This window comes from Actinoplanes sp. 13, assembly GCF_056134165.1.
In genome coordinates this window covers 782,108-801,494 of the sequence record NZ_JBVYOQ010000001.1, presented here as the reverse complement: position 1 = coordinate 801,494, position 19,387 = coordinate 782,108, and the positions used below count along the sequence as shown (strand labels likewise).

Sequence of the window (19,387 nt, the reverse complement as noted above, 5' to 3'; positions counted from 1 at the left end):
TTGAAAAGGGTTCACCGGGTCCCGGATGGCGGATCAGGGCCTAACCTGGACGGGTGACCGGCTCAGTGGTGCGGCCGCCCGCATATCAGCAGCTCGCAGACGAGTTGCGGGCGGACATAACGTCAGGGCGACTTCAACCCGGTGAGCGGCTGCCACCGGAGCCGGAGTTGTGCGTGAAGATCGGCGTCAGCCGCAGCACGGTACGCGAGGCGTTACGGCTGCTGGCGAGCCAGCATCTGATCGTGACGACGCGGGGGGTGACCGGCGGCAGCTTCGTCGCGCATCCCGACGCCGCCCAGCTCGCCGACGGGCTCTCCACCGGCTTCGCCCTGCTCGCGCACTCCGCGAACATCGGCCTCGCCGACCTGCTGGAGCTGCGGCGGGCACTCGAGGTGCCGGCCGCCGGCCTGGCCGCGCTGCGCCGCACCGACGCGCACCTCGTCGAGCTGCGCGGCGCGCTCTTCGACCCGGCGATCGACGACGTGGACACGATGCTGGCCGCGCACGCGGCCTTCCACCGGGCGGTCGCCAAAGCCACCGGCAACCCGCTGTTCGAGCTGGTCGGCAGCCCGCTGTACCAGGCTTCGTACGGCGAGGAGGTGATCGGTGAGCTGCCCGAGGGGTACTGGGAGCGGATCGACGCCGATCACCGGACGCTGCTGGAGTGCGTGGCCGGGCAGGACACCGAGGGCGCGACGCGGGCCGCGGCGCAGCACCTCGACTTCATCGCGCACACGGTGCGCTGAGACGTCAGAACTCGGTGCGGCGGGTCAGCAGACGGATCGTCGCATAACGCCCGTTCGCCTCGGCGGAGGCGGACGTGGTGAGGGCGGTCAGCACCTTCCACGCGAAGGACGACTCGGAGGGCAGCCGCGCGCCGCGCACCGTGGAGACGGTGACCTCGACGGTCAGCGCGTCGTCGGTGACCGCGAACCGGCACTCCAGCTCGGCGCCCCGGGTGGCGATGGCGAGCAGCATGGCGCACGCCTCGTCGACCGCGATGCGCAGGTCCTCGATCTCGTCGAGCGCGAAGTGCAGGCGGGCGGCGAGACCGGCGGTGGCCGTCCGGAGGACACCGAGATAGCCCCCGTCGGCGGGGACGGTCAGCAGAACGACGTCGTCTCCGACGTCAGGCCCCGTCTCCATCAGCTGAGTCACCCGAGCCCTCCTCCCGATGCAGGAGACTTTAGCCGGTCATTATGCGAACGGGGGAGTGCGGGGCCGCGGAGAAACGAGCGTGGCTCCGTCCGAACGTCCGGACGGAGCCACCGCATGGCCCGTGACTCAGGCCTGCTTGGTCTCCCAGAAGATCTTGGAAATCTCCTCGATCTTGCCGAGCAGCTGCTCCGCGACGGCCGGGTCGACCGAGCCCTTGGCGCCCGAGGCGCCGGCGAGCTTGGTGGCCTCGTTGAAGAGCTGGTGCAGGTTCGGGTACTTCTCGAAGTGCGGGGCCTTGAAGTAGTCGGTCCAGAGCACCCAGAGGTGGTGCTTGACCAGCTCCGCGCGCTGCTCCTTGATCAGGATGGCCCGGGTGCGGAACTCGGGGTCGGTGTTCCCCTGGTACTTCTCGGCGATCGCCTTGATCGACTCTGCCTCGATCCGGGCCTGGGCCGGGTCGTAGACCCCGCAGGGCAGGTCGCAGTGAGCGCTGACCACGGTGCTCGGTGTGAGGAAACGCGGAAGTCGCATCAGGACTCCTCCAAAGAGTTTGCGATGATCCGAGATTGACCCTACCCCTTACCTGTGGGGCGTAACGCGACGGAGGCTTGATGCCTTGAGATGGCATTTCCCACTGTTCACCGCACTCGTCAGAGGTCCCTCCATGGCCCCTACGCTGCGCGCCGGCGACGCTCTCGTGGTGCGCCGGGGCGGGCGGGTAAGGACCGGGGACATCGTCGTCGCGCAGTTCCGGTCGAGGCCCGGTCTGCTGGTGGTGAAACGGGCCGCCGAGGAGCGCGACGGCGGGTGGTGGCTGCTCGGCGACAACGCGTTCGTGCAGGACGATTCCCGTGCTCACGGCGTCGCCGACGTCATCGGGCGTGTGATATTTCGGTACTACCCGAGACCGTTCCGGTTAAGTTAGTGTCCTCTGATCCCCAGCGCACACCCGCGCTGTGGTCGAGTTACCGGGTGATCCCCGCATAGCACCGCCCCCTCGGCGCACATTCGCGACCAGGGCGCGCAGGTGCCACGTATCAATGTCGATGCAGTGTGGAGTTTCACCGTGTCCTACTTCAGTTTCGAGCTCGATCCCGCCCTGGCCGCCGACCCCGTCTTCGACCTGCACCGCCGGGGCAAGATGACGATGAGCGCCACCGTTCCGCTGGCCAGCCGCGACGACCTCTCCCTCGCGTACACCCCCGGCGTCGCCCGTGTCTGCGAGGCGATCGCCGAGGACGAGTCGCTCTACCCCGACTACACCTGGACGTCCAACACGGTGGCCGTGGTCACCGACGGCTCGGCGGTCCTCGGGCTCGGCAACATCGGCCCCCGCGCCGCGATGCCGGTCATGGAAGGCAAGTCGGTGCTGTTCAAACAGTTCGGCGGCGTCGACTCGATCCCGATCGTGCTGGACACCCAGGACGTCGAGGGCATCATCGCCACGGTCAAGGCGATGGCGCCCTCCTTCGGCGGCATCAACCTGGAGGACATCAGCGCGCCGCGCTGCTTCGAGATCGAGCGGCGGCTCGACGCCGAGCTGGACATCCCGGTCTTCCACGACGACCAGCACGGTACGGCGGTGGTCACGCTGGCCGCGCTGCGCAACGCGGCCAGGCTGCTCGGCCGGCGGTTCGCGGACCTGCGCGTGGTGATCAGCGGGGCCGGTGCGGCCGGGGTCGCCATCACCGGGACCCTGATCGCGGCCGGCGTCCAGGGCGCCAACGTGATCGTCTGCGACTCGCGCGGCATCATCCACGCCGAGCGTGGCGACCTCACCGACGTCAAGGCGCGGCTGGCGGCCACCACGAACATCTCCGGGCGGACCGGGGGGATCACCGAGGCGCTGATCGGCGCGGACGTGCTCGTCGGCGTCTCCGGCGGCAGCATCGGCGAGGAGGCGCTGGCCGGGATGGCGCCGGGCGCGATCATCTTCGCGCTGGCCAACCCCACCCCGGAGGTGCCGCCGGCGGTCGCGCACCGGTACGCGGCGGTCGTCGCGACCGGTCGCAGCGACTTCCCCAACCAGATCAACAACGTGCTGGCGTTCCCGGGGATCTTCCGGGGCGCGCTGGACGTGCGGGCGGCGACGATCACCGACCGGATGAAGGTGGCCGCCGCCGACGCGATCGCCGCGATCGTGGCGGACGACCTGCGGCCGGAGGCGATCGTCCCGTCGCCGCTGGACCCGCGGGTCGGTCCGGCGGTGGCGGCCGCGGTGGCCGCCGCGGCCGTCGAGGACGGGGTGGCGCGCCGGATCGCCGCCGAGCCGCCGGTCGCCGCTGCGCCGCAGCTCGCCTGACCGTTCCACCCGCCTGGTTCCACAACGGAAAACCCTGGTGTGGGAAGTTCGGGTGCGTATCGCACCCGAACTTCACACACTGCGTGGCACCGGGCGGTGCGGGGACTTAACGGGCGCTAAGGTCGGATCATGCGCGCCGCTTACGCCTCCTCACTCCAGCCCGACGCGCCGCTGCGTGGGCTCACCGTCGGCGAACTGCCCTTCACCGTGCCGGACGGCTGGGTCCCGGTCGACGTGCGGGCCGCCTCGCTCAACCACCACGACATCTGGTCTCTGCGCGGAGTCGGCCTCCCGGCGGACCGGCTGCCGATGGTCCTGGGCTGTGACGCCGCCGGGGTCGATCCGGACGGCGCCGAGGTCGTGGTCTTCCCGGTGGTGCCGGACAAGGCCGACCCGCGGGGTTACTCGATCTTCTCCGAGCGCCACCCGGGCACGCTCGCGGAGCAGCTGGCGGCGCCCCGGGAGAACCTGATCCCCAAGCCCGCCGGGGTCTCGTTCGCCGAGGCCGCCTGTCTGCCGACGGCCTGGCTCACGGCCTATCACATGCTGGTCACCCGGGGCCGCGTCGCCGAGGCCGGGGCGGTGCTGGTCCAGGGCGCCGGCGGGGGCGTGGCCACCGCGGCCGTCGCGCTCGGCGTGGCGCTGGGCAAGCGGGTGTACGCGACGAGCCGCGAACCGTGGAAGCGCGAGCGGATCGCCGAGCTGGGTGCGACCGCGGTGGAACCCGGCGCCCGGCTCCCCGAGCGGGTCGACGTGGTGATCGAGTCGGTCGGCGCCCCCACCTTCGAGCATTCGATGAAGTGCGCGGCGCCGGGCGCGCGGATCGTGGTGTGCGGCGCCACCGCCGGGCATCAGGCGCGGGTGGACCTGCGCCGGGTGTTCGCGATGCAGCTGGAGATCCTCGGCAGCAGCATGGGCACCCCGGCTGAGCTGACCGAACTGCTCGGCCTGGTGGCCGCCGGCCAGGTGCGGCCGGTGATCGACTCCACGTTCGGGTTCGCCGCGGTCGAGGACGCGTTCGCCCGCCTCGAGTCGGGCGAGGTGTTCGGCAAGGTGGTCGTCGAGTTCTAGAGGGTGCCGGTCAGTCCCGCGGCTCCGGTCGACGAGGCGTCCTGCGGCATCCGCGCCTTGGCCGCCTCGTCGCCGTTCAGCGCCCAGCGCCAGAAGTCCGTGGTGGTCGTGGCGACCACGGCCGGCTGGTCGCGGTGCGGCAGGTGGGTGCCCTGCGGCAGCTCCAGGAAAGCCTTCGGCCAGGTCACCTCGTTGTACGCGCCGAACGCCTGCTCGTAGGTGACGGTCTCGTCGAGCTTGCCCTGCACGAACAGCAGTGGCGCCGGAGCCCCGGAGAACGGTGCGGGCTGCGGCATCTGCCGTCCGGAGATGAGCAGTCCGGCCTTGAGCCGTTCGTCGCGGCTGCCGCTGAACAGGCCGATCGTGGTGATGGCGCCGGCCGAGTGCCCGGCCGCGGCGATCCGCGCCGGGTCGATCCGCCCGGACAGCTCGGCGAGCAGCTGAGTGATCACGTGCTGCGCGTCGGCGGGCTGGTTCACCACGTCGTCGGCGTCGAAGTCGGCGGCCTGGTTCCAGGTGCGCGGGTACTTCGGCGCGGCCACCACGAAGCCGGCCTCGGCCCAGGCGGTCAGCAGCTCGGCGTAGTCGTCCGGCTGGGAGGTCAAGCCGTGACTGAAGTAGATCAGCGGGGCGGGGCCGTCGCCGGCGGGCAGCCAGACCTTCGTCGGCAGCGGCCGGTCGCTGCCGCGGGCGAACTCGATCTCCCGGGTCTGCACCCCGGTCGCCCCGCTCGGCGCCGGGACCTCCGGGCCGGGCGGCTCTGCCGGAGAGGAGCCGCAGCCGGTCAGCGCGGCGGCGGAGGACAGGGCCAGGGCGAGTACGGAACGACGAAGCACCCGACCCATTGTGCCTGCTAGATGATCATATGGCGCGTCGCGGGAATCACACCGGGTCCGCCGAACAGGTGCCGTGCTTCGCCATCCTTGACGAGTTTCGCTAGGGTCGGCCGCATGCCTGACAACAGCGTCGACCCGAGCGGCAACACCGAGGCGTTCCGGGCCTTCACCCGGACGACGCCGGAGGCGGAGAAGTCGTCCAAGGCGCCGTTGGTGATCGCCGGAGCGGCGGTCGCCGTGGTGCTGATCGCCCTGGTCGCCTGGCTCGCCCTCGGCTGAGCCGAACCCGGCGGGCCCGCGGTGGTGTGCCCGCTCAGCCGATCGCCCGGCGGGCCTCCTCGGCGATCTCCAGTTCCTCCTCGGTCGGCACCACGCAGACCGTCACCGGCGAGCCGTCCGGCGAGATGACCCGGTCGTTGCGCGCGTTGCGCTCCGGGTCGACCGCTATACCCAGCGCCTCCAGCCCGTCCAGCGCCCCGTGCCGCACCTGTGGGGCGTTCTCGCCGACCCCCGCGGTGAAGGTGATCGCGTCCACCCGCCCGAGCACGGCGAGGTAGGCGCCGACGTACTCCCGCAGCCGGCGGCAGTAAACGTCGAACGCGAGCGCCGCCTCCGGGTCGCCGGCGGCGCGGCGGGTGAGGACCGTCCGCATGTCGTTGTCCCCGGTGAGCCCCTGCAGACCGGACCGGCGGGTGAGCAGCGCCTCGATCTCGTCGAGCGGCATCCCGGCCTCCCGGTGCAGGTGGAAGACCACGCTCGGGTCGATGTCACCCGATCGGGTGCCCATCACCAGGCCGCTGAGCGGGGACAGCCCCATCGAGGTGGCCACGCTGCGGCCGGCGCGGACAGCCGTCGCGCTCGACCCGTTCCCCAGGTGCAGCGTGATCACGTTGGTCTCGTCGACCGGCCGGCCCAGCATCCGGGCGGTCTCGCGGGACACGTACGCGTGCGAGGTCCCGTGGAAGCCGTACCGCCGGATGCCCCACCGCCCGGCCACCTCCCGGTCGATCGCCCAGCGCACACCCTCCGGCGGGATCGTCGAGTGGAACGCGGTGTCGAAGACCGCCACCTGCGGCACGTCCGGCAGCAGTTTGCGGGCGACCTCGAGCCCGGTGAGCGCGGCCGGGTTGTGCAGCGGGGCGAGCGGGATCAGCTCCTCGATCGCGGCGGCGACGTCGTCGGTCACCACGGTCGAGGCGGTGAACCTGTCGCCGCCGTGCACCACCCGGTGGCCGACCGCGACGAGGCCGGTCAGGTCGAGGGTGTCCATCAGGGTGCGCAGCGCCTCCCGGTGGTCGGCCGCGTCCCCGCCTTCCTCGCCGATCCGCTGGACCAGACCTTTGGCCAGCACCCGCGATCCGTCGAAGAGCCGGTACCGCAGCGACGACGAGCCGCAGTTCAGCACCAGTACCCGGGTCATCTCGCTCCCGCCTGGATCGCCGTGATGGCGACCGTGTTGACGATGTCCTTGACCGTCGCGCCGCGGGACAGGTCGTTGACCGGCCGGCGCAGGCCCTGCATCACCGGGCCGACCGCGACCGCGTTCGCCGACCGCTGCACGGCCTTGTAGGTGTTGTTGCCCGTGTTCAGGTCCGGGAACACGAAGACGGTGGCCTTGCCGGCGACCTCGCTGCCGGGCAGCTTGGCGGCCGCCACCGCGGGATCGATCGCCGCGTCGTACTGGATCGGGCCCTCGACCGGCAGGTCACCGCGCCGCTCCCGGACCAGCGCGGTGGCCGCGGCCACCTTGTCCACGTCCGCGCCGGAGCCGGAGCTGCCGGTCGAGTACGAGAGCATGGCGACCCGCGGCTCGATGCCGAAGGCGGCCGCGGTCTGCGCCGAGGAGAGCGCGATGTCGGCGAGCTGGCCGGCGTCCGGGTCGGGGTTGACGGCGCAGTCGCCGTAGACCAGCACCCGGTCGGCGAGCAGCATGAAGAACACGCTGGAGGCCACCGACACCCCGGGCACCGTCTTGATGATCTCGAAGGCGGGCCGGATGGTCGCGGCGGTGGTGTGGGTGGCGCCGGAGACCATCCCGTCCGCCAGGCCGGCGGCGACCATCATGGTGCCGAAGTAGTTGACGTCCCGGACCACGTCGAACGCCAGGTCGAGGGTGACCCCGCGATGTTTGCGCAGCTCCTCGTACTGTTCGGCGAAGTCGTCGCGCCAGGGGCTGTGCGCCGGGTCGACGAGCCGTGCCCCGCCGATCTCCACGCCGAACTCGCGGGCCCGGCGGGCGATCTCGTCCGGATCGCCGAGCAGCGTCAGGTCGGCGACGCCGCGCCGGAGCAGGGTCTCGGTGGCCCGCAGGATGCGCTCCTCGGTGCCTTCCGGCAGCACCAGGTGGCGCCGGTCGGCGCGGGCCCGGTCGATCAGGTCGTTCTCGAACATCAGCGGCGTGACCCGGCTGGAACGGGCCACGTCGAGCAGGCCGGAGAGCGCGCCGGTGTCCACGTTCTCCTCGAACGCGCCGAGCGCCGCCTCGACCTTGCGCGGGGTGCTGAGCTGGGCCTGGATGCGGCCGGCCGCAGCAATCGTGTGGTAGCTGTCGGTCTTGGCGATCAGGATCGCGAGCCCGGTGTTGAGGCGCTCGATGACCCGGACGGCCTGCGGGTCCGGCGGCTCGCCCAGCGTCAGCACCAGGCCGGCCAGCGTGACCGTCCCGGCCGCGTGCGCGGCGCTGGCGGCCACCAGCAGGTCGGCCCGGTCGCCCGGGGTGATCAGCAGGGAGCCCTCGGTCAGGTGCTCCAGCACGGTCGGCACCTGGGCGGCGCCCACCACATAGTCCAGGACGTCGCGTTGCAGCGCGCCGGGCGGCCCGGCGAAGATCGTGGCGTCGAGCGCGGCGGCCACCTCGCCCACGGTGGGTGCGGCGAGCGCCGGAACCTCGGGGACGGCCCAGAACGGGACGGGGAGACCTTCCGGCGGCGGCGCGGGCCGATCGGCGGGCACGCGGTTGGCGATCACCGCGACGACGGTCGCTCCCAGATCGGCCATCGAGTGGTACGCACTGCGCGCGGCCGCCACTAGCGACTCCGGAGACCGGCCCTCGCCGCTGACCACCGGCACCACGACGCTGCCGAACTCGGTCGCCAGCCGCGCGTTGAAGGCCAGTTCCCGGGGCAGTTCCTCGCGGCCCTCCGCGGGCTTGTCGGTGAAGTCGCTACCGATGATCACGACCGAGCTGCACTGCCGCTCGACCTCGCGATAGCGCTCGACGATGCGGCCGATCAGCTCCTCACGCCGCCCGTCGGCGACCAGCGTGGTCGCCTCGGCCATGGTGACGCCGAAGGAGTCCGCGTCGGCGACCGGGCCGGGATAGCGCTCGCGGAGGACGGTGAGCAGGGGGTCGGGCCCGTTGCCGGCGACCAGCGGGCGGAACACGCCCACCCGGGCGACCTGCCGGGAGAGCAGCTCGACGATGCCGAGAGCCACGGTGCCCTTGCCGACGGACGGGCCCAAACCCGCTACATACACGCTGCGTGCCACGCCCTCAACCTACCGGCCCGCGCCGCACCCGGCCGGGCCGAAAGACCTCAACCCGCGAGGGTCACTCGTCCTCATCCTCGTCGTCGCGGGCCAGCCACGTGGCCAGGCGCTCGATCGGGGTCTCGAACTCCGGGTTCAGGTCGACGAAGGTGCGCAACTGCGTGCCGAGCCACTCCAGGGTCACGGTCTCCTCGCCGCGCCGCTCGACCAGCTCCTCGATGCCACGATCGGTGAAGTACATGACCGGATAGTAAGCGGGGGCGCCCCGCCTGAGCGGAGCGCCCCCACAGACTTCACGCGGTCATGAGCGGGGCAGTGACGCCTCGATCAGGGCGGCCTGCTCAGCCTCGTGCATCTTGGCCGAGCCGACCGCCGGGGCGGCCGCCGCCGGGCGGGAGATCCGCCGCAGGCGCACGCCCTCGAGATGCTCGAGCAGGTTGAGCGCCACGAACGACCAGGCGCCCTGGTTTGCCGGCTCCTCCTGCACCCAGGCGAAGTCCTCGGCGTTCGGGTACTGCGCCAGGACCGCCTTCAGCTCCTCGACGGGCAGCGGGTAGATCTGCTCCATCCGGATGATCGCGGTGTCGTTGTTGCCGCGGTCGGCCCGCGCCTGGAACAGGTCGTAGTAGACCTTGCCGGAGCAGAACAGCACCCGCTTCACCGAGCCGGCGTCCAGCGGCTTGCCGTTGACCCCGTCGTCACCCATCACCGGCTGGAACGTGCCCTGGGTGAAGTCGTTGACCGACGACACCGCGAGCTTGTGCCGCAGCAGCGACTTCGGCGAGAAGACCACCAGCGGCTTGCGCTTGGCCGAGAGACCCTGGCGGCGCAGCAGGTGGAAGTAGTTCGCCGGGGTGGTCGGGTTCGCCACCCGCATGTTGTCCTGCGCGCAGAGCTGCAGGAACCGCTCGGGCCGGCCGGACGAGTGGTCCGGGCCCTGGCCCTCCATGCCGTGCGGCAGCAGCAGCACCAGTGACGACTGCTGGCCCCACTTCACCTCGCCGGAGGAGAGGAACTCGTCCACGACCGTCTGGGCGCCGTTGACGAAGTCACCGAACTGGGCCTCCCAGAGCACCAGGGCGTCCGGGTTCTCCACCGAGTAGCCGTACTCGAAGCCCATCGCCGCGTACTCGCTGAGCAGCGAGTCGTGCACGAAGAACCGGGCGTTGCCGGTGGCCAGCGAGGAGAGCGGCAGGAAGTCCTTGCCGGTCCTGGAGTCCACGATCGCGGCGTGCCGCGAGGTGAACGTGCCACGGCGCGAGTCCTGGCCGGCGAGCCGGACCGTGACGCCCTGGTTGAGCAGCGAGCCGAACGCGATCAGCTCGCCGAAGCCCCAGTCGATGCCGCCGTCGGTGGACATCTTGGCCCGCCGGTCGAGCAACTGCTGGACCCGCTTGTGCGGGGTGAAGCCCTCGGGCAGCTCGATGTGCGCCTGGCCGATGGAGCGGACCACGCTCGCGTCCACGGCGGTCTGTGCCCCGGGCTCCGGCTCCTCGGCGATGATGTGCGGCCGGGGCGGCGAGCCGGCTCCGTCCCGGGTGGCCTTGAAGACCTCCTCGAGCCGGCCCTGGAAGTCGCGCAGCTGCTCCTCCGCCTCCTGCACGGTGATGTCGCCGCGGCCGATCAGCTCCTCGGTGTAGAGCTTGCGCACGCTGCGCTTGGTGTCGATGATCTGGTACATCCGCGGGTTGGTCATCGACGGGTCGTCGCCCTCGTTGTGACCGCGGCGGCGGTAGCAGATCATGTCGATCACGACGTCCTTGTTGAAGGACTGCCGGTACTCGAACGCCAGCTTCGCGACCCGGACCACGGCCTCGGGGTCGTCGCCGTTCACGTGGAAGATCGGCGCCTCGACCATCCGGGCCACGTCGGTGGAGTACATCGACGAGCGGCTGTACTCCGGGGCGGTGGTGAAGCCGACCTGGTTGTTGACGATGACGTGCACCGTGCCACCGGTGCGGTACCCGCGCAGCTGGGACAGGTTCAGCGTCTCGGCGACCACGCCCTGGCCGGCGAACGCGGCATCGCCGTGCACCAGCAGCGGCAGCACCGTGTAGCCGTGCAGGCCCAGGTCCAGGCGGTCCTGCTTGGCCCGGACGATGCCCTCCAGCACCGGGTCCACGGCCTCCAGGTGCGACGGGTTCGCCACCACGCTGACCGTGGTGGAGTGCTCGCCGTCCGGCGTCGTGTACTTCCCGGTCTGGCCGAGGTGGTACTTGACGTCACCGGAGCCGTGGGCGGACTTCGGGTCCATCCAGCCCTCGAACTCGGTGAAGATCTTCTCGTACGGCTTGCCGACGATGTTGGTGAGCACGTTGAGCCGGCCGCGGTGGGCCATGCCGATCACCATCTCGTCGAGACCGGCCTCGGCCGACGACTGGAGCACCGTGTCGAGCAGCGGGATCAGCGACTCGCCGCCCTCCAGCGAGAACCGCTTCTGGCCGACGTACTTCGTCTGCAGGAAGGTCTCGAACGCCTCGGCCGCGTTGAGCCGGTGCAGGATGTGCTTCTGCTCCTCGGCGTCCGGCTTGGTGTACTTGACCTCGACCCGCTCCTGGATCCAGCGACGCTCTTCCGGGTCCTGGATGTGCATGTACTCGATGCCGACCCGGCGGCAGTAACTGTCCCGCAGCACACCGAGGACGTCGCGCAGCTTCATCTTCTGCTTGCCGGCGAAGCCGCCGACCGGGAAGGAGCGGTCCAGGTCCCACAGGGTCAGGCCGTGCTGGAGCACGTCCAGGTCGGGGTGCTTGCGGATGGTGAACTCGAGCGGGTCGGTGTCGGCCATCAGGTGACCGCGCACCCGGTACGCGTGGATGAGCTCCACCACCCGGGCGGCCTTGTCGATCTGGCCCTCGGAGGTGCGCTGCACGTCCCGGACCCAGCGCACCGGCTCGTACGGGATCCGCAGCGAGGTGAAGATCTCGTCGTAGAACCCGTGCTGGCCGAGCAGCAGCTCGTGCATGACCTTCAGGAACTCGCCGGACTGCGCGCCCTGGATGACCCGGTGGTCGTAGGTGCTCGTCAGCGTGGTGACCTTGCTCACGCCGTGCTCGGACAGGGTCTCGTCGCTCATCCCGGCGTAGGGGGCGGGGTATTCCATGGCGCCGACGCCGATGATCGCGCTCTGCCCGTTCATCAGGCGCGGGATCGAGTGCACCGTGCCGATGCCGCCGGGGTTGGTCAGCGAGATCGTGGTGCCGGAGTAGTCGTCCATGGTCAGCTCGTTGCGGCGGGCGCGCCGGACCACGTCCTCGTACGCCTGCCAGAACTGCCGGAAATCCATCTTCTCGCAGTTCTTGATGGACGGCACGACCAGCGTGCGGGAGCCGTCCTTCTTGGCGAGGTCGATGGCGATGCCGAGGTTGATGTGCTCCGGCGCGACCAGCACCGGCTTGCCGTCCACCTCGGCGAACGAGTTGTTCATCTCGGGGTGCTCGACGACCGCCCGGACCAGCGCCCACCCGATCAGGTGGGTGAAGCTGACCTTGCCACCGCGGCCGCGCAGCAGGTGGTTGTTGATGACGATGCGGTTGTCCACCATGAGCTTCGCCGGGACCGCACGCACCGACGTGGCGGTGGGCACCTCGAGCGAGGACTCCATGTTCTGGACGATCCTGGCCGCCACGCCGCGCAGCGTGGTGGTCTTCGCGCCGGCCGGCGCGGCCTGGCCGTTGGTGGCCGGCTTGGGCACGGCCTTCTCCGCCGGGGCGGGCTTCGCCGCTGCCGCCGGCTTCGCGGCGGGAGCGGGCGGGGTCACCGGCTTCGGCGAGGCGACCGTGGCCGCGGCGGGGGCGTCCGTGCCGGCCTTGGCGGCGGTGGCGGTCGCGGTCGCCGCTTTCGCCTCGTCCGGCGTCACGATCGAGCCCGTGGCCATCGCCGGCTTGTAGTCGGCGAAGAAATCGTGCCAGGCAGGGTCGACACTGGTCGGGTCGGACAGGTATCGCTGGTACATCTCATCGACGATCCACTCGTTGGGACCGAAGTCCGCGAGTGGATTGTCTTGCGAAGTCTGCTGCGTCGACACTGCCGCGTTCGCCTCTTTCACCGTGTTTGTCATCACGTGACGGATCCGTCACGCGGGACGGGTAGGAATCGGAGTCAAGGCTACGCCGTGCGTCGGCGTCCTCCGCTCGGACGTCCGCCTATGACCGACTCAGGGTCCGATCCGGCCCGCACGCGGCACCGGTGCGCCCGGTCGTCAGGCGATGTCCCGCCGCCGCACGATCAAGGTGCCCAACGCCCCGGTGACCAGGGCATAAGCGACCAGAACCGCGGCGCCGGTGAGGCGCCCGGGACCGTCCGGCAGCTCCTGCCCGGAGATCATCAGATCGGAGGCCACGGTCGGTACCAGAAAGTCCAGTTTCTCGAAGCCGGGAATGTAGTCGCCGAGCAGGAAGAAGATCGTGGTGACCGCCACCGGGCCGAGCACGTACAGGACCGACAGGATCAGGGTCGCGGCGAGCTGACTGCGGATCAGCACACCGCAGCCCACCCCGAGGATCGCCCAGAGCGCGAATGCGACGGCGTTGAGCCCGATCGCCTTCCACACCTCGACCGCGCCGAACCGGGCGGACATGTCCAGGTCGGCCGTCACCACCGGGGTGACGATCAGGTTCGCCACGGTGACCATCGCCCAGACGACCAGGCTGATCAGGATCGCCGCCGCGAACTTCGCCAGGATCACGCGTTCCCGGCGCGGGGTGACCAGGAACGTGGTCGTCGCGGTCAGGTGATGGAACTCGTTGGTCACCATGATCGCCCCGATCAGCAGCACGATCAGGATGCCGAAGAACTGTCCGTTGGTCACCAGCTCGACAGTCACGCCGAGATCCTGGCCGGGCGGCTGACTGGTCGAGTTGGCCCAGTTGAACGCCAGGGCGATGGCCCAGAGGGGCAGCAGCAGGAAGCCGAAACCCCACCAGAGCGACGTGGTGCGAACCTTCAGCAATTCGGCGCGGACGAGGTTCACCGGATCTCCGCCTTCCCGGCCGTCAGATCGAGGAACACCTGCTCGAGATCCATCCGCTCACCGGTCAGCTCGTGCAGCTCGACGCCGGCCCGGAAGGCGGCGTTGCCGACCTGGGCCGGCTCGGCGCCGATCACCAGCAGCGCCCCGTCGGCCTCGGCCCGGACCGCCAGGCCGAGCGGATCCAGCGCGGCCACCAGCCGGTCCGGTTCCGGGGTGCGCACCCGCACCTGGGCGGAGGCGCCGCCGTCCAGCACGTCGGCGACCGGGCCCTGCTGCACGAGCCGGCCGGCCGCCACGATCACCACGTCGTCGGCGAGGTGCTGCATCTCGGCCAGCAGATGACTGGAGACCAGGATCGTGCGTCCCTCGGCGGCCAGCCCCTTGAGCAGGTCGCGCATCCACCGGATGCCCTCCGGGTCGAGGCCGTTGGCCGGCTCGTCCAGGATCAGCACGGCCGGGTCGCCGAGCATCGCCGAGGCGATGCCGAGCCGCTGCCGCATGCCCAGCGAGTAACCCTTGAACTTGCGGTCCGCCGCCGGCTGCAGCCCGACCAGCTCGAGCACCTCGTCGGCCCGGCTGAGCGGCAGCCCGGCGGCCCGGCAGATCACCCTTAAATGATCTTTGCCGGTACGGCCCCGGTGCGCGCTGGACGCCTCCAGGATCGCGCCCACATGCCGGATCGGGTCGGTCAGATCCGCGTACCGCCGGCCGCCGATGGTCGCCTCGCCGGCGGTCGGCGTGACCAGGCCGAGAAGCATCCGCAGGGTGGTGGTCTTGCCGGCCCCGTTCGGCCCGAGGAAACCCGTCACCCGGCCGGAGCGCACGGTGAACGACAGGTCGTCGACGGCACGCAGCCTCTTGTAGACCTTGGTGAGGTGCTCCACGGCGATCACGGCAGCAACCTACTTGATCACCGCAATCCAGGTGGCCCGTGCGCCGGCCAGACGGCGGCCGCCGGGCCCGTAGACGGTCGAGTCCACCGTCGCCTTGCGCCCGGCGATCTCCACCGCGGCGCCCATCACCACGCACACCGCACCCGGGTCCGGCAGCGCGTCCACCGCCACGGTGATCCGGCCCAGCACGTACGCCTGGCCGCGGGCGATCGCCGCCCATCCGCCCGGGCAGTCCAGCGCCGCCCACAGCGCCGGCACGGTCACCTCGTCCGGGACCGTCCACGGCGCCGCGGTGCGCCCGTCCGGCAGCACGCCGGGGAAGATGCCCAGCCCGTCGCGCTCCGGCCGGTGCGGACCGCAGACGAAACAGGTGGGGAACGGATGGGCGGTGAAGCCCGGGTACGACCTCGACACCTCGATCGCGGTCTCCGCCGGCACGGCCGGCACCCCGGCGGCGGGGCTGTCCGCGACGGTGACCTCGGCGACCAGGGTGTCGCCGGCGAGGACCGAGCCGTCCCGCAGCTCCAGCTCGACGCCGAGCGGCGGCGGCACCCGCAGCGTGACCTGGTGCGCGGGCCCGCCGGCCCGGGCGCCCGCGGCGACCGCGAAGACACCCGCGCACCAGCCGCCGTTGCCGGTGCCGGGTGGTCCGTTGAAGCGTTCCGGGATCACCATCCACCGACCCTCGCACACGCCGTTCATTTACCGGCCACGCATCGCCACCAATGCCGACACGCCATCGGCAGACGTCGCCCTTACACAGATCTCATGGCAGTTCTGATGACCGCCGCCGCACCCACCGGGACCAGCGGCTACACCCTCCTGCTCGCGGACGACGCGAGCCACGTCGAGGCCGCGCAGCGACTGCGCCACGACGTCTTCGCCGGTGAACTCGGCGCAAGTCTCACCAGGGCGGTGGACGGGCGTGACACCGACGAGTTCGACCAGTACTGCGACCACCTGATCGTCCGCGACGACGCCACCGGCGCCGTGGTGGGCACCTACCGCATGCTGCCGCCGCGCGCCGCCGAGCTGGCCGGCCGCCGGTACGCCGACACCGAGTTCGACCTCAGCGCGCTCCGGCCGCTGCGCGACCACCTGGTCGAGATCGGCCGCTCCTGCGTGCACCCGGACCACCGCTCCGGCGCGGTGGTCAACCTGATGTGGGCCGGCATCGCCCGCTATCTGCACCTCAACAACCTGCGCTGGCTGGGCGGCTGCGCCTCGGTGCCGCTGGGCGACGGCGGGCACACGGCGGCCGGGGTCCGGGCCCGGGTCAACGCCAAGCACCTCTCCCCGCCGGCTCTGCGGGTGCGCCCGCGTACGCCCTGGGTGCCGGGCGCCGACCTGGTCGCCGACCCGAAGACCGCGGTGCCCCCGTTGCTGCGCGGCTACCTGCGACTGGGCAGCTGGGTGTGCGGCGAGCCGGCGTACGACGCGGACTTCGACTGCGCCGACTTCTACGTGCTCTTCTCGATGGACCGGCTGGACCCGCGGTACCGCCGGCACTTCCTGGGCGCGTCGCGATGATCTGGCAGCCGGCCTCGGGATGCGGGGATCGGTGCCGGGACGGGGAGGCGACCGCGGCGGCTCGCGGAGTGGCATTCCGGCGTGTCGGTGCGCTTCTGGTCGTACTCCTGGGCGGTCTGATGCCGGCGGCTCTCCTCGGTGGCGCCGCGCTGCGGAGCCTGGCCCGCGCGATCCTGGCGGCCCTCGGTGTCCGTCTGGTCCTGCGTGGTCCGGCGCCGCGCCCGGGCAGCCTGCTGGTCGCGAACCACGTCTCCTGGCTGGACATCGTCGCGCTGGCGTCGGTCCTGCCGGTGCGGCTGGTGGCCAAGAGCGAGGTGCGGGCCTGGCCGGGCATCGGCGCGACGGCCGGCCGGGCCGGCTCGATCTTCATCGACCGGGGCCGGCCAAGGACCCTGCCGCACACCGTCGGTGAGGTGGCCGATCAGCTCCGCCGCGGCCGTTCGGTCGCGGTCTTCCCGGAGGGCACCACGTTCTGCGGTACCGAGTACGGCCGGTTCCGGCCGGCGCTCTTCCAGGCGGCGATCGACGCGGGCGCGCCGGTGGTGCCGATCTCGATCGGGTACGACTCCACCGAGGCGGCCTTCATCGGCGGCGACACGCTGTGGGAGTCGGTGCGGCGGGTGGCCCGGGTCCGCCGGCTCACCGTCACGCTGGTGACCGCTCCGGCGCTGCGGCCGGCCGCGGGCGCCGACCGCCGGGCGCTGGCCCGGGCGGCGCAGGCCAGCCTGGGGGGTGGCGGCTATCACCTGGCGGCATGAAGCTCACAGATAATTTTCAGCGAGTGTGCAGGCGCGGCGCAGCGGCCCGGACCAGAATGGGCGCCATGGCCGCCCAGACCCAGCCCAAGCAGAGCGAGGCGAAACTCCTCGTCGTCGAGGACGACGCCAACATCCTGGAGTTGCTCTCCGCCAGCCTGCGCTTCGCCGGGTTCGACGTCACCACCGCCACCAGCGGCAGCGCGGCCGTCAGCGCGGCCCGCAGCTCCACCCCCGACCTCGTCGTCCTCGACGTGATGCTGCCCGACCTCGACGGCTTCGAGGTGATCCGCCTGATGCGCGAGGGCGGGCAGCGCACCCCGGTGGTCTTCCTGACCGCCCGGGACGGCACCGACGACAAGATCCGCGGGCTCACCCTGGGCGGCGACGACTACGTCACCAAGCCGTTCAGCCTGGAGGAGCTGACCGCCCGGATCCGGGCGGTGCTGCGGCGCACCAACGCCGGCGACGACCAGCCCTCCCGGCTCGTCTTCGCCGACCTCGAGCTCGACGAGGAGACGCACGAGGTCTACCGGGCCGGCAGCCGGGTGCAGCTCTCGCCGACGGAGTTCAAGCTCCTGCGCTACCTGATGCTCAACGCCAACCGGGTGCTCTCCAAGGCACAGATCCTCGATCACGTCTGGAAATACGACTTCCGTGGTGACGACAACATCGTCGAGTCGTACATCTCGTACCTGCGCCGGAAGGTGGACAACGTTCAGCCCCGGCTGATCCACACCCTCCGGGGCGTCGGTTACGTGCTGCGCAAGCCAGCTGTGTAGGCGGCGATGAGTCTCGCCGAACGGGTTCGGGGATCGATCCCGCGCCAGCCCCTGCGCAAGATCTCACTGCGGACCAAGCTGGTCGCGTCGGTGCTGGCGCTGGTCTTCGCGGCTCTCACCCTGATCAGTGCGGCGAGCACGTACGCCCTGCACACCTTCATGGTCAAGCGGCTCGACTCGCAGCTGAAGTCGTACGCGACGAACGCCGCCGTGGTCCTCAACGGACGGGGTGGCCTCGCGGTCGGCATCTTCCTGCCGCCCGACTACTACATGGCCGTGACCGCGGTCAGCGGCGCCGGCCGCCTGTGGTACGACGAGTCGCGTCTCGGCGAGGAGGAACTGCCCGGCCTCTTCACCGGTGTCGAGGATATCGACGCGCACCTCGCCGACCCGTTCACGGTCCACTCCGAGAACGGCCGGTACGTGTGGCGCATGGTCGTGGTCCGGCTGGAGAACGACTCGGTGCTGCACGTCGCCCAGATGATGACCGGCGTGGACGCGGTCATCGCCCGGCTGGTCTGGGTGGATCTGCTGGTCGGCGTCGGCGTGCTGATCGCCCTCGCCACAGTGGGCGCCGCGCTGGTGCGACAGAGCCTGATCCCGCTGATCCAGATCGAGCGGACCGCGGCCCGGATCGCCGCCGGTGACCTCACCCAGCGGGTGCCGGACCCGGAGGAGGACGGCGGTGAGGCGACCACCGAGCTGGGCCGGCTCTCCATCGCGCTGAACTCGATGCTGACCCAGATCGAGTCCGCCTTCATCGCCCGGGCGCAGTCCGAGCAGGCCGCGCGGGCCGCCGAGCAGGTCGCCCGGGAGGCGGCCGACGCGGCGCAGCGCTCCGAGGCCCGTGCGCTGCAGTCCGAGGAGAAGATGCGGCAGTTCGTCGCGGACGCCTCGCACGAGCTGCGCACCCCGTTGACCACCATCCGCGGGTTCGCCGAGCTCTACCGGCAGGGCGCCGTCTCCGACCCGGACGCGGTGGCCCGGCTGGTCCGGCGGATCGAGGACGAGGCCGCCCGGATGGGCCTGCTCGTCGAGGATCTGCTCCTGCTCGCCCGGCTCGACCGGGAGCGGCCACTGACCCTGGCGCCGGTCGAGCTGCCGGTGCTGGCCATGGACGCGGTGCAGGCCGCGCAGGCCATCGCGCCGGACCGGGACATCACCCTGGAGGTGCGCGACGAGCCGGAGCGGCTGGTGGCGAACGGGGACGACGCCCGGCTGCGTCAGGTGATCGGCAACCTGATGACCAATGCCGTCGTGCACACCCCGCCGGGCGCCTCCGTCACGCTGCGGCTCTATGCGGAGGCCGGCGACCGGGCCGTGGTGGAGGTCGCCGACACCGGGCCGGGGCTCGGTCCGGAACAGACGGAACGGGTCTTCGAGCGGTTCTACCGGGCCGACGGTGCGCGGACCCGCAACACCGACCGGGAGGCGACCGGGACCGGACTGGGGCTCGCGATCGTGGCCGCGATCGTGCGAGCGCACCAAGGTTCCGTCGAGGTGGACACCGAACCGGGCAAGGGTGCCACGTTCCGAGTGTCGTTGCCGACCATAAATCCGGACAAAGGGTTCACAGAAAATGTCCAGGAGTAACACAGT

The 19,387-nt window shown here is 71.2% G+C and carries 19 protein-coding genes; 9 read left to right on the top strand and 10 right to left on the bottom strand.

The annotated features are described in order from the left end of the window. Window positions 1–53: 53 nt before the first annotated feature. A complete protein-coding gene (locus AC0NH5_RS03605) occupies window positions 54–746 on the top strand; it encodes a FadR/GntR family transcriptional regulator (RefSeq protein ID WP_474399820.1) in 693 nt (230 codons plus the stop codon). Between the two features lie 4 nt (window positions 747–750). On the opposite strand, the gene AC0NH5_RS03600 is transcribed toward AC0NH5_RS03605, so the two are convergent. Then, window positions 751–1,146, bottom strand: a complete 396-nt coding sequence (locus AC0NH5_RS03600) for an ATP-binding protein (protein WP_474400348.1) — start codon at window positions 1,144–1,146, stop codon at window positions 751–753. 138 nt (window positions 1,147–1,284) lie between these two features. Further along, window positions 1,285–1,689: a superoxide dismutase, Ni gene (sodN, locus tag AC0NH5_RS03595; RefSeq protein ID WP_474399819.1), complete on the bottom strand. Its 405-nt coding sequence runs from the start codon at window positions 1,687–1,689 to the stop codon at window positions 1,285–1,287. A gap of 85 nt (window positions 1,690–1,774) precedes the next feature. On the opposite strand from sodN, the gene AC0NH5_RS03590 reads away from it, so the two are divergent. The 3 genes from AC0NH5_RS03590 (at window position 1,775) to AC0NH5_RS03580 (ending at window position 4,531) form a co-directional block, all read left to right on the top strand. Next, a complete protein-coding gene (locus AC0NH5_RS03590; RefSeq protein WP_474399817.1) occupies window positions 1,775–2,083 on the top strand; it encodes a S26 family signal peptidase in 309 nt (102 codons plus the stop codon). A gap of 216 nt (window positions 2,084–2,299) precedes the next feature. Next, window positions 2,300–3,460 (top strand): NAD(P)-dependent malic enzyme, encoded by a 1,161-nt coding sequence (locus AC0NH5_RS03585; RefSeq protein ID WP_474400346.1) that lies wholly within the window; start codon window positions 2,300–2,302, stop codon window positions 3,458–3,460. 129 nt (window positions 3,461–3,589) lie between these two features. Continuing rightward, on the top strand, window positions 3,590–4,531 hold the full coding sequence (locus tag AC0NH5_RS03580; protein ID WP_474399814.1) for a zinc-binding dehydrogenase: 942 nt from the start codon (window positions 3,590–3,592) through the stop codon (window positions 4,529–4,531). Here the strand turns inward: AC0NH5_RS03580 and AC0NH5_RS03575 are convergent. Then, complete coding sequence (locus AC0NH5_RS03575) at window positions 4,528–5,367, bottom strand: alpha/beta hydrolase family protein (RefSeq protein WP_474399811.1); 840 nt, start codon at window positions 5,365–5,367, stop codon at window positions 4,528–4,530. The genes AC0NH5_RS03580 and AC0NH5_RS03575 overlap by 4 nt on opposite strands. A gap of 114 nt (window positions 5,368–5,481) precedes the next feature. Between AC0NH5_RS03575 and AC0NH5_RS03570 the strand changes: the two genes are divergently transcribed. Further along, window positions 5,482–5,646, top strand: coding sequence for a hypothetical protein (locus tag AC0NH5_RS03570; protein ID WP_474399809.1), 165 nt, complete (start codon window positions 5,482–5,484; stop codon window positions 5,644–5,646). Between the two features lie 34 nt (window positions 5,647–5,680). Here the strand turns inward: AC0NH5_RS03570 and AC0NH5_RS03565 are convergent, their stop codons facing one another. The 7 genes from AC0NH5_RS03565 to AC0NH5_RS03535 all read right to left on the bottom strand — a co-directional run bounded on the left by AC0NH5_RS03565 (window position 5,681) and on the right by AC0NH5_RS03535 (window position 15,396). Then, entirely contained in the window at window positions 5,681–6,787 is a 1,107-nt protein-coding gene (locus AC0NH5_RS03565) for an acetate/propionate family kinase (RefSeq protein WP_474399807.1), read from the bottom strand. Further along, window positions 6,784–8,856 carry a phosphate acetyltransferase gene (gene pta / locus AC0NH5_RS03560; protein ID WP_474399804.1) on the bottom strand — a complete coding sequence of 691 codons (2,073 nt, stop codon included), beginning with the start codon at window positions 8,854–8,856 and terminating at the stop codon, window positions 6,784–6,786. The genes AC0NH5_RS03565 and pta overlap by 4 nt, the downstream gene beginning before the upstream one ends. A 61-nt stretch (window positions 8,857–8,917) precedes the next feature. Continuing rightward, window positions 8,918–9,097: a DUF6104 family protein gene (locus AC0NH5_RS03555; RefSeq protein WP_474399802.1), complete on the bottom strand. Its 180-nt coding sequence runs from the start codon at window positions 9,095–9,097 to the stop codon at window positions 8,918–8,920. A 60-nt stretch (window positions 9,098–9,157) separates the two neighbouring features. Further along, complete coding sequence (locus AC0NH5_RS03550) at window positions 9,158–12,916, bottom strand: multifunctional oxoglutarate decarboxylase/oxoglutarate dehydrogenase thiamine pyrophosphate-binding subunit/dihydrolipoyllysine-residue succinyltransferase subunit (RefSeq protein ID WP_474399800.1); 3,759 nt, start codon at window positions 12,914–12,916, stop codon at window positions 9,158–9,160. 141 nt (window positions 12,917–13,057) lie between these two features. Beyond that, window positions 13,058–13,828, bottom strand: coding sequence for an ABC transporter permease (locus tag AC0NH5_RS03545; protein WP_474399799.1), 771 nt, complete (start codon window positions 13,826–13,828; stop codon window positions 13,058–13,060). Further along, a complete protein-coding gene (locus AC0NH5_RS03540) occupies window positions 13,825–14,721 on the bottom strand; it encodes an ABC transporter ATP-binding protein (RefSeq protein ID WP_474399798.1) in 897 nt (298 codons plus the stop codon). The genes AC0NH5_RS03545 and AC0NH5_RS03540 overlap by 4 nt, the downstream gene beginning before the upstream one ends. A 9-nt stretch (window positions 14,722–14,730) precedes the next feature. Beyond that, entirely contained in the window at window positions 14,731–15,396 is a 666-nt protein-coding gene (locus AC0NH5_RS03535) for a hypothetical protein (RefSeq protein ID WP_474399795.1), read from the bottom strand. Window positions 15,397–15,489: 93 nt separating this feature from the next. Here AC0NH5_RS03535 and AC0NH5_RS03530 point away from each other — a divergent pair, with 93 nt between their 5' ends. From AC0NH5_RS03530 to AC0NH5_RS03515, 4 genes are all read left to right on the top strand, one after another. After that, the gene (locus AC0NH5_RS03530) at window positions 15,490–16,251 is read left to right on the top strand and encodes a GNAT family N-acetyltransferase (RefSeq protein ID WP_474399793.1); all 762 of its coding nucleotides are present in this window, start codon (window positions 15,490–15,492) and stop codon (window positions 16,249–16,251) included. Between the two features lie 119 nt (window positions 16,252–16,370). Next, entirely contained in the window at window positions 16,371–17,009 is a 639-nt protein-coding gene (locus tag AC0NH5_RS03525) for a lysophospholipid acyltransferase family protein (protein WP_474399790.1), read from the top strand. A 65-nt stretch (window positions 17,010–17,074) separates the two neighbouring features. Further along, window positions 17,075–17,788 (top strand): response regulator transcription factor, encoded by a 714-nt coding sequence (locus AC0NH5_RS03520; RefSeq protein ID WP_474399788.1) that lies wholly within the window; start codon window positions 17,075–17,077, stop codon window positions 17,786–17,788. A gap of 6 nt (window positions 17,789–17,794) precedes the next feature. Continuing rightward, entirely contained in the window at window positions 17,795–19,381 is a 1,587-nt protein-coding gene (locus tag AC0NH5_RS03515; protein WP_474399785.1) for a sensor histidine kinase, read from the top strand. Window positions 19,382–19,387 lie beyond the last annotated feature (6 nt).

Excerpts from the sequence above, each read along its gene's own strand:
- AC0NH5_RS03585 (WP_474400346.1), top strand. The coding sequence starts at position 2,300 with ATGACGATGAGCGCCACCGTTCCGCTGGCCAGCCGCGACGACCTCTCC.
- AC0NH5_RS03515 (WP_474399785.1), top strand. The coding sequence starts at position 17,795 with ATGAGTCTCGCCGAACGGGTTCGGGGATCGATCCCGCGCCAGCCCCTG.
- AC0NH5_RS03600 (WP_474400348.1), bottom strand. The coding sequence starts at position 1,146 with ATGGAGACGGGGCCTGACGTCGGAGACGACGTCGTTCTGCTGACCGTC.
- AC0NH5_RS03570 (WP_474399809.1), top strand. The coding sequence starts at position 5,482 with ATGCCTGACAACAGCGTCGACCCGAGCGGCAACACCGAGGCGTTCCGG.
- AC0NH5_RS03555 (WP_474399802.1), bottom strand. The coding sequence starts at position 9,097 with ATGTACTTCACCGATCGTGGCATCGAGGAGCTGGTCGAGCGGCGCGGC.
- sodN (WP_474399819.1), bottom strand. The coding sequence starts at position 1,689 with ATGCGACTTCCGCGTTTCCTCACACCGAGCACCGTGGTCAGCGCTCAC.
- AC0NH5_RS03550 (WP_474399800.1), bottom strand. The coding sequence starts at position 12,916 with ATGACAAACACGGTGAAAGAGGCGAACGCGGCAGTGTCGACGCAGCAG.
- AC0NH5_RS03535 (WP_474399795.1), bottom strand. The coding sequence starts at position 15,396 with ATGGTGATCCCGGAACGCTTCAACGGACCACCCGGCACCGGCAACGGC.
- AC0NH5_RS03520 (WP_474399788.1), top strand. The coding sequence starts at position 17,075 with ATGGCCGCCCAGACCCAGCCCAAGCAGAGCGAGGCGAAACTCCTCGTC.
- AC0NH5_RS03580 (WP_474399814.1), top strand. The coding sequence starts at position 3,590 with ATGCGCGCCGCTTACGCCTCCTCACTCCAGCCCGACGCGCCGCTGCGT.
- AC0NH5_RS03525 (WP_474399790.1), top strand. The coding sequence starts at position 16,371 with ATGCCGGCGGCTCTCCTCGGTGGCGCCGCGCTGCGGAGCCTGGCCCGC.
- AC0NH5_RS03530 (WP_474399793.1), top strand. The coding sequence starts at position 15,490 with ATGGCAGTTCTGATGACCGCCGCCGCACCCACCGGGACCAGCGGCTAC.
- AC0NH5_RS03565 (WP_474399807.1), bottom strand. The coding sequence starts at position 6,787 with ATGACCCGGGTACTGGTGCTGAACTGCGGCTCGTCGTCGCTGCGGTAC.